Origin of the sequence: Pseudomonas sp. FSL R10-0056, assembly GCF_009600105.1 — a bacterium.
Classification (GTDB): Bacteria; Pseudomonadota; Gammaproteobacteria; order Pseudomonadales; family Pseudomonadaceae; genus Aquipseudomonas; species Aquipseudomonas bubulae.
In genome coordinates this window covers 1-8,210 of record NZ_WIWL01000013.1, presented here as the reverse complement: position 1 = coordinate 8,210, position 8,210 = coordinate 1, and the positions used below count along the sequence as shown (strand labels likewise).

Genomic DNA, 8,210 nt, shown 5'->3' with positions numbered 1-8,210 from the left:
CTCCACCACCAGCCGGCGTGCCGCCGATTGCAACAACGGCTGCACCCCGGCCCGCAGACACGCGGCTTTGAGATGTCCATACAGCACTGCGCCACACTGGCCCTTGCCCACCGTACGATGGCCGCGGGGGGCCGGTGGCTGGGTGCCGGCATGGGAAGGCACCAGCTCATTGCCCGAGTAATACAAAAAATGGCCATCGGACGGGTATGAGGTCTTGCCCCCCGGCGGTACGCTGTGGGCGTAGCGGGCACCGTGGCTTTCAAGCCAGTCAAGATTGCTGACACTGTCATCGCAGAATTTTTGCAGGGTTGCATCGCTGACTACGCCCTGGGTTTCGTGCTTGAGGTAGTCAAACATCGCTTGGGTGCTGTCGGTGAAACCTGCGGCCTGTTGATGCCGGGTGCCGCCACCGGCGTAAACCACACCACCGCTTTTGGCACTGGCGCCACCGCCGGTAAAGCGGTCCGCCACAATCACCCTGGCGCCATTGCTGCTGGCCTCCAGCGCAGCGCAGGCACCCGCCGCCCCCCAACCTATTACCAGCACGTCGCAGGTGTCGTGCCAGTCCCCTGCACTCAGGCGCTCGGCCTGCAAGGGCGCGAGAATTTTGCTGTTGCTGGACGTATTCTGCGCTCGGCTCATGACAGTGCCCGCACCTTGCTGCTGGCCGTAGCCGGCACGCTGCTGGCGATATGATTGGCGGCGATATAACCAAAGGTCATGGCCGGGCCCAGGGTGCCACCGGCGCCCGGGTAGCTGGTGCCCATCACCGATGCCGAGCAATTGCCGATCGCATACAGGCCGGGGATCGGCTGGCCGCCCTCACGCACCACCTGGGCATGCTGGTTGGTCAGTAACCCGCCCTTGGTGCCGATATCACCGGCATCGAGGCGCATGGCGTAGTACGGCCCCTTGCGCAACGGCGCCAGGCACGGGTTGGGTTGGATATTACTGTCGCCGTAGTAGCGGTCGAAGACGTTGCCGCCGCGATCGAAGTCCAGGTCGACACCCGTTTGGGCGTAGCCATTGACCTTCTGCACGGTGCTGTCCAGCCCCTGCGCATCCACGCCGATCTGCATGGCCAGGGCTTCAAGGCTGTCGGCCTTCCAGTACACGGTGTTGAGCCACTCCTTGCGCAGCCGGCTGTCGGGCATCACCTGGGCCGGCATCAACGGGCCCATGGCGTAGTGGAAGCGAAAGTGCCCGTCGAAGATCACCCACGAAGGCACTGATCGGCCATCAGTCTTGCGATTGTCCTGGTACATGGCGTCGACGAATTCCAGGTACGGCGCCGCTTCATTGACGAAGCGCTGACCCAGGCTGTTGACCACAATAGCCCCCGGGAACGCCCGTTCGGCAAACACCCCGCGGGGTTTTTCTTCGCCGGGTACGGCAATGGTCGGTGCCCACCAGGCCCAGTCCATCAGCGCGGTGGCCGCGCCAATGTGCATGCCGGCCTCAAGCGCTGCCCCGGTATTGTTGCCCGGTGGCGTGGCGCTCCAGCTGGCGCGGGTCGGCTGCGGCAGGAACTTCTCACGCAGCGTCTGGTTCTGTTCGAAACCGCCAGAGCCGAAAATCACGGCGCGACGGGCCTTGAGTTCAAGCACCTTGCCGCCGGTGGCGACCTTGATGCCGCACACCCGGTCACCGTCGAGCACCACATCCTGAAAGTCGGTGTTGAGCCACAGCGGCACGTTGCGGTCCATCAGCGAACGACGCAACGACGCCACCAGCGAACTGCCCAACGCAGCGCGGCGGTCGTACTTACTTTTGCGCCGCCATATGAAGTCGAGCTTGTAGCGCGCCATCAACTTGAAGATCAGCCATTGCCAGCCAAAGCTGCGCGCCATGGCCTTGTGCGCATCGCGGGCCGTCCAGGCAATGCGCCCCATCAACAGGGTGGAGGGTGAAGGCTTGCGCAGGTTGGGCAGCTCTTCGGCCAGCAGGCTGGTGTCGAACAGCTCCGGGTCCAGGGTGCGACCACCCGGCAAGGCGCCGGGCAGTTGCGGGTAGTAATCGGGGTATTTGTCGGCCACCGCATAACGCACGTGGCTGTTGGCAGTGAGCCTTTTGATCATCGGCGCGGCGTGATCCAGATACGCCTTCAGGCGCACCGGGTCGCCATGCTCGCCGGTGGCCGCCTTGAGGTACTGCATCGACAGCTCGGGGCTGTCCTGCCCGCCGAGCGCGGCAAAGTAGTGGTTGTTGGGGATCCAGATACCGCCACCGGAAATCGCCGAAGTGCCACCGTATTTATCGCTTTTTTCGACAATCAGGACCGACAGGCCCTGATCAGCCGCAAACAGGGCTGAGGTCATGGCGCCGGCGCCGGAGCCGACAACAATTACGTCATAGCTGGACTGAGACTGATCGTGAGCCGTCATTATTGTTATGCCTTGCGCTGAGGTCAGAGGTGTTTTGCCGGATGTAGATCAGCCGATCACACAAACGGATCCGCGTTGGGCAGGCCCAATTGCACCAGGCCGTAACTGCGCCGGTAAGCCGCCTCGTTATTGGCGATATGCCCGCGAGCCTGATGCAGGTCACGGAAGAAGCGCGCCACCGGGTTGGTGTTGTACAAGCCCGATGCGGCCATGCAGCGCAGCAGGTCACTGACCCGGTCGGCGCACACATTGGTCACATGGGAAGACTGGTAGCGATACAGCAGGCGGGTTTCCACATCCGGGTATTCCCCGGCGGCGGCCAGCGCCATCAGGTTGGCGTAGTTGCGCATCAGCACCAGTTTGAGCGAGTCGACGGTGATGATGGCTTCGGCCACGGCAGCCTGGGCGGCCGGGTCTTCGGCGGTTTTGGCGCCATGCTTGCCGATGTGCTTGGCCGCGTTGTCACGGAACTCGTTGATCGCGCCTTGCAGGGCGCCGAGGGCCGAGGTAGAGACGGCACGGGCAAACACCTGGGCAAACGGGATGGCGTACATCGGGTTGGTGTTGACCAGCCGCCCCGGTGTGGCTTCGATGCCGTAATTGTTGGTGCGCTGTACTCGATGGGCCGGAACAAAAGCGTCTTCAACGACGATATCGTGGCTGCCGCTGCCGCGCAGCCCCAACACGTCCCAGTTCTGCTCGATACGGTAGTCGCTGGCCGGGATCAGGAAGGTGCCGTGTTCGGTAGGGCCGGTTTCATCTTGCGGCACGATGCCGCCAAGCAGACACCACTGCGCATGCTGGCTGCCACTGGAGAAGCCCCAGCGCCCGCTGACCTGATAGCCGCCCTTGACCGGCGTGACCTTGGCCACGGGCATATAGGTCGAGGCCACCAGCACCGAGCTGTCCTCGCCCCACACATCACGCTGCGCCTCTACCGGGTAACGCGCCAGTTGCCACGGATGCACACCCACTACGCCATAAACCCAGGCGGTGGACATGCAGCCTTCGGCCAGGGTCATCTGGATTTCAAAAAAGGTGCGCAAGTCGATTTCATGGCCGCCCCACTTTTTCGGTTGCAGGGCACGAAACAGCCCGGCTTCCTGCATTTCGCGAACGGTTTCGTCAGGTAGCTTGCAGTCCTTGTCCGCCTGGGCTGAACGGCTTTTAAGCGCAGGTATCAAATTGCGCGCGCGTTGCAGCAGCTCAAGCTCAATCGGACTTTTCTCTCGTATCTGATCCATCCGTGTGTTCTCCGTCAGTCTCTCGCTGCGCGAATGCGCGGGCGGTGTGTGACGAATAATCCCGCCAGCGGGGTTGTGGATCATCGTCAAAGCGGACTAGTCGGGATATCGGGTGAAGGCTGGCCCTCACCCCAACCCTCTGCCAAAGGCAGAGGGAGCTAGCCGCAGGGCAAACGCCAATCAATCCCCTCTACCTGAGGGAGAGGGTCAGGGCGCTTTTTAAACCACCGGTAACTTCGCAAAAGGCCGATCCTGCTCGATCTGCGCGCCCAAACGCAGCAACACGTCTTCACCGCCCAATGGCGCGGTGAACATCATGCCGATGGGCAGGCCGTTGTCGCTCATGCCCACCGGCAACGACAGCGCCGGCTGCCCGCTGACGTTGGCCAACACGGTAAAGGCCGCGCTGCCCATGGCGTTGTGGGCATAGCTGTCCCACGGCTGGTTCAGGCTCAGCAGGCCCAGGTCCGGGGTAATGTTGGCCGTTACCGGCGACAGGATCACGTCGTACTTCTGGAACTGCTCTTCCATATAACCGCCAATACTTTCGAACGACTGCCGCGCCCGGTACAGACCCTCTCCAGTGACTTTTTGGGCATTGCCCAGTACCACCTGGGTGATGCGTTCATAGTCATCGGCCGTGGCACTACGCCCCAGCACTTGCTCGCGATCGTGCACCATGGTCAGCAAGGCATCGCCAACCACCGAGCCGTGGGCTCCGAACAACTGCCGTGGGTCGATGCTCAGGCGCAATTCTTCAACTTCATGGCCCTGGGCGGCCAGGCGTTTGGCAGTGTCGTCCAGCACCCTGACCACCGCCGGGTCCAGCGGCGAGCCGGTCAACGAGTCACGCACCACACCGATACTCAGACGGCCCGGTGCAGTGCGCAGCTCTTCAACGTAAGGACGTACCAGCGGTTTTGCCCAATACGGGCTGCCCGCCTCATGTCCCTGCCCCACGTCCATAAACAGCGCCATATCGCGCATATTGCGCGACACCACGTTGCCCACGCTGGCCCCGAACCAACCCTCGTACTTGCCCGGGCCGCTTGGTGTGCGGTAACGCGTCGGCTTGAGCCCGACCAGCCCGCAATAAGACGCCGGAATGCGGATCGAGCCGCCGCCGTCGGTGGCATGGGCCACCGGCACAATACCTGCGGCAACCGCCGAAGCAGCTCCGCCGGACGAGCCGCCGGCGCTTTTGGCCAGGTTCCAGGGGTTGCGGGTCTGGCCCCACAGCAGGGATTCGGTGGTGGTGGTCAGGCCGAATTCCGGGCAGGTGGTCTTGCCAAACGGCACGGCCCCGGCTGCCTGATAGCGGTCAATCAGGGTACTGGTGTGGGGCGCTGGTGGCGCGTCCTTGTACAACCTGCTGCCATTGGTGGTGCGGGTACCTTGCAGGTAGGTGTTGAGGTCCTTGATCAGGATCGGCACCCCGGCCAGTGCGCCGGTATTCGCAGTCCCGCTGGCACTGCGGGCCTTGAGCAGTGCCTGGGCGTAGTCGTCATGGCGCATATTGACGGCATTGACCTTGGGGTTGACGGCATCACAGCGGGCCATGGCCGCTGCCAGCAGAGCGTGCGGGCTGAGTTCGCCCTTTTGTACGGCGCGGGCCATGTCGGTGGCATCCATTGCCAGGTACTCGGCGGGCGAAATGGCGGTGCCTTCAGCGGCATTGGCAAAACGCCCCAGCAGCCCGGCACCCACGGCCAGGGCGCCCGCTTTGAGGACGTGGCGACGGGGCCAGCCAGTGGATTGTTCAGGTGTTTCGGCAGGGTTTTGCAAGGTCTATCTCCAGAGCAAATCTTGTTTTTATTTAAAGAGCAACGCCCCTTGTGGGAGCGAGCCTGCTCGCTCCCACAAGGGCATTTCGGGTTTCAGTCGGCGGTGACCATCGCCTGCATGGCGGGTAAAAAGTGCTCGCCATAAGGCGGCAACAGGCCCCACTCGCGGCGCGGGTCGTGGGCCGCAGCCTTGTACACGGTGCGCATATGGCTGAACTCCAGGAACCCTTCGCGGCCGTGGTAATGGCCCATGCCCGAGGCGCCAATACCGCCAAAAGGCGCATCGTGCAAAGCCGCATGCATCATCACGTCGTTGATGCTGACCCCACCGGAAATCGTGTTTTGCAGCACATGACGCTGCTCTTCTTCACTTTGCCCGAAGTAGTACAGCGCCAGCGGGCGCTCGCGTGAATGGATATCGGCCAGCGCACGGTCAAGCTGCTCATAGGGCAACAGCACCAGTGCCGGACCGAAAATTTCTTCTTGCAGGATCAGGCTGTCGCGGGGCGGATTGATCACCACCTGCAACGGTCGCCTGCGTGTGAGCGCGTCGACCTCAAGAGCCCTAGGGAAGCGCTCGACACGCGCGCCACGCTGGCGGGCGTCCTGCACATAGCCTTCGATACGCTGCAGATGCCGGTCGTTGACCACCGCAACCACGTCAGGATTGGCGTCGGTGGCGGGCAACAGCTCCCTGTAGGCCGCGCCCAGCAGGCCAAGGAAATCTTCCATCTGTTCGCGGGGCACATACACCACGTCCGGATTGATGCAGATTTGCCCGCCGTTATTGGCCTTGGCCACGGCAATGCTGAAGGCCGCCTTGGCCAGGTCGGCACTACGGGAAATAATCACTGGCGACTTGCCGCCCAGCTCCAGGGTCAACGGCACCAGGTTTTGCGCCGCATTGCGCATCACCGAGCGGGCCACCGCAGTGCTGCCGGTAAACACCAGATGGTCGAAGGCTTGCGCAGTAAACACTTGCGCCAGTTCGGCGTCGCCGGTGACCACGGCGATTTCCAGCGGATCGAACAGCTCGGCAAAAGCCCCGGCAAGCACATCGGCGGTACGCGGCACCACTTCAGAGGGCTTGAGAATCGCCCGGTTACCCGCCGCCAGCACGCAGGCCAAGGGGCTGAGCAAGGTGAACAGCGGCGCATTCCAGGTGCCGAGAATGCCGATACTGCCCTTGGGCTGGTGCATCACCCAGGCCTTGGCGCCCAACTGGTCATAGGGCGCAAACACCTGGCGCGGCTCGTCTGCAACCCAGTGCTCGAGATGGTCGCGGGCGTATTTGAGCGAAGCCAGGGAACCCAGCACGTCATTCATCAACGAAAAGCCCTGGGGCCTGCCGCCAAAGTCGGCATCCATGGCCTCGACCAGCGGCTGCTGGAAGCGCACCAGCAACTCGATCACCCGCTGGATGCGCTCCCGACGCAGCTCGGCACTGACGTGGCCTGCGCCGACAAAGGCTTTTTTCTGCGCCGCCAACAGGCTGGTCAGCTGTTCTGGAGCAGTGCTGCTGAACGTCATGGATAAGTCCTCTGATACACCGGTTCGATCAACCGACGCTAGCGAACTGCGCCCCGCAATGCCTCGTCCGATCGGACGATAATCGGCCATATCCGTTAGTCCATTAAGACGATGTAGCCCCCGCAAGCCAGGGGAATACTGCCAGCACGAAAATTCAATCCATGAGGTTCGTCATGGCAGTGCAAAGCAGTTTTGACCCGCAGGCATTCCGTACCGCGCTGGGCACCTTCACCACCGGGGTGACGATCATCACCACCCAGGCCGAAGATGGCTCGCCCATTGGCATTACGGCCAACAGTTTCAACTCGGTATCGCTCAACCCGCCGCTGGTGCTGTGGAGCCTGGCCAAGTCCGCCCGCAGCCTGCCGGTATTCAGTGCCGGTTCGCACTGGAACGTGCATGTGCTGTCGACAGAGCAGGAGCCGCTGTCCGGACGCTTTGCCATGCAGGGCGAGAACAAGTTTGCTGAAATCGAGCTCGATAACGGCATCAGCCCCGCGCCGCTGCTGCAGGACTGCACCGCGAGGTTTCAGTGCCGCACGGCCTTTCAGTATGAAGGCGGCGATCATGTGATTTTCGTCGGGGAAGTACTCGCCTTCGATCACAGTGACCGTGCACCGCTGGCCTTTCAAAGTGGCCAATATGCCCTGGCAACCCGCAAGCCGCGCAGCGAGCTGCGCCTGGCGACCACCCCGCCACCGCCGGAATGCAGCTACACCGAAGACCTGCTCGGTTACTTGCTGGGCCGCGCCCATTACCAGCTGCTCGACGCCCTGCATCGCCTGCTGAGCAATCAGCAACTGGACGAACATGCCTTTTTTATCCTGTCAGTGCTGTGTATTCGCGACAACCTGACCCTGGATGAAATCAATCACTTCGTCAGCTATACCGGGCATGTGGTAAGCGTGGCAAGCATGCGCTTTCTCGAAAAGCAGAACCTGGTCGCCCTCGAAGGCAGCCAGCAGGCGCCACGCTATGTGCTGACCGCCACCGGCCGCGAGGCCTCGCTGCAACAGGTGGCGCTGGCCAAGGCGGTGGAAGAGAACGTGTCGGCCCGTCTCGCTCCCGGTGATGCCCAGGCGCTCAAGGTGCTGCTCAAGCGCCTGATTGCCGCCAGTGATCCCGGCTTGCCCGACCTGTGGGCGCCCCGCTAGCTTTGTACCTAAAAAGGAAAAGGACTTTTATGAATATTATTCAGCGCTTCAACCTGACCGGCAGCGTGGCGGTGATCACCGGCGGCGGCCGCGGCATCGGGCGCGGCATCGCCC

General features: G+C 62.7%; 6 protein-coding genes and 1 pseudogene. 2 read left to right on the top strand and 5 right to left on the bottom strand.

Annotation, left to right across the window (positions count from 1 at the left end; all coding sequences use genetic code 11):
• The 5 genes from GHO42_RS01015 to GHO42_RS00995 all read right to left on the bottom strand — a co-directional run.
• Positions 1 to 642, bottom strand: a 642-nt coding sequence (locus tag GHO42_RS01015) for an FAD-dependent oxidoreductase (protein ID WP_153384077.1), incomplete at its 3' end; no start/stop codon positions are given.
• Positions 639 to 2,384, bottom strand: a complete 1,746-nt coding sequence (locus tag GHO42_RS01010) for an FAD-binding protein (RefSeq protein WP_153328910.1) — start codon at positions 2,382 to 2,384, stop codon at positions 639 to 641. The genes GHO42_RS01015 and GHO42_RS01010, both read right to left, overlap by 4 nt.
• 56 nt (positions 2,385 to 2,440) lie before the next feature.
• Positions 2,441 to 3,628 (bottom strand): acyl-CoA dehydrogenase family protein, encoded by a 1,188-nt coding sequence (locus tag GHO42_RS01005; protein WP_095000073.1) that lies wholly within the window; start codon positions 3,626 to 3,628, stop codon positions 2,441 to 2,443.
• Between the two features lie 219 nt (positions 3,629 to 3,847).
• Positions 3,848 to 5,413 (bottom strand): amidase, encoded by a 1,566-nt coding sequence (locus tag GHO42_RS01000; protein WP_095024613.1) that lies wholly within the window; start codon positions 5,411 to 5,413, stop codon positions 3,848 to 3,850.
• 92 nt (positions 5,414 to 5,505) lie between these two features.
• The gene (locus GHO42_RS00995) at positions 5,506 to 6,942 is read right to left on the bottom strand and encodes a coniferyl aldehyde dehydrogenase (RefSeq protein ID WP_153328908.1); all 1,437 of its coding nucleotides are present in this window, start codon (positions 6,940 to 6,942) and stop codon (positions 5,506 to 5,508) included.
• 173 nt (positions 6,943 to 7,115) lie between these two features.
• Here GHO42_RS00995 and GHO42_RS00990 point away from each other — a divergent pair, with 173 nt between their 5' ends.
• Positions 7,116 to 8,096: a flavin reductase family protein gene (locus tag GHO42_RS00990; protein WP_095000070.1), complete on the top strand. Its 981-nt coding sequence runs from the start codon at positions 7,116 to 7,118 to the stop codon at positions 8,094 to 8,096.
• A gap of 29 nt (positions 8,097 to 8,125) precedes the next feature.
• Positions 8,126 to 8,210, top strand: a pseudogene (locus GHO42_RS26275) (short-chain dehydrogenase); the annotation flags it as partial.

Coding starts and splice junctions, on each gene's coding strand:
- GHO42_RS01010 (WP_153328910.1), bottom strand. CDS start 2,384: ATGACGGCTCACGATCAGTCTCAGTCCAGCTATGACGTAATTGTTGTC.
- GHO42_RS01005 (WP_095000073.1), bottom strand. CDS start 3,628: ATGGATCAGATACGAGAGAAAAGTCCGATTGAGCTTGAGCTGCTGCAA.
- GHO42_RS00995 (WP_153328908.1), bottom strand. CDS start 6,942: ATGACGTTCAGCAGCACTGCTCCAGAACAGCTGACCAGCCTGTTGGCG.
- GHO42_RS00990 (WP_095000070.1), top strand. CDS start 7,116: ATGGCAGTGCAAAGCAGTTTTGACCCGCAGGCATTCCGTACCGCGCTG.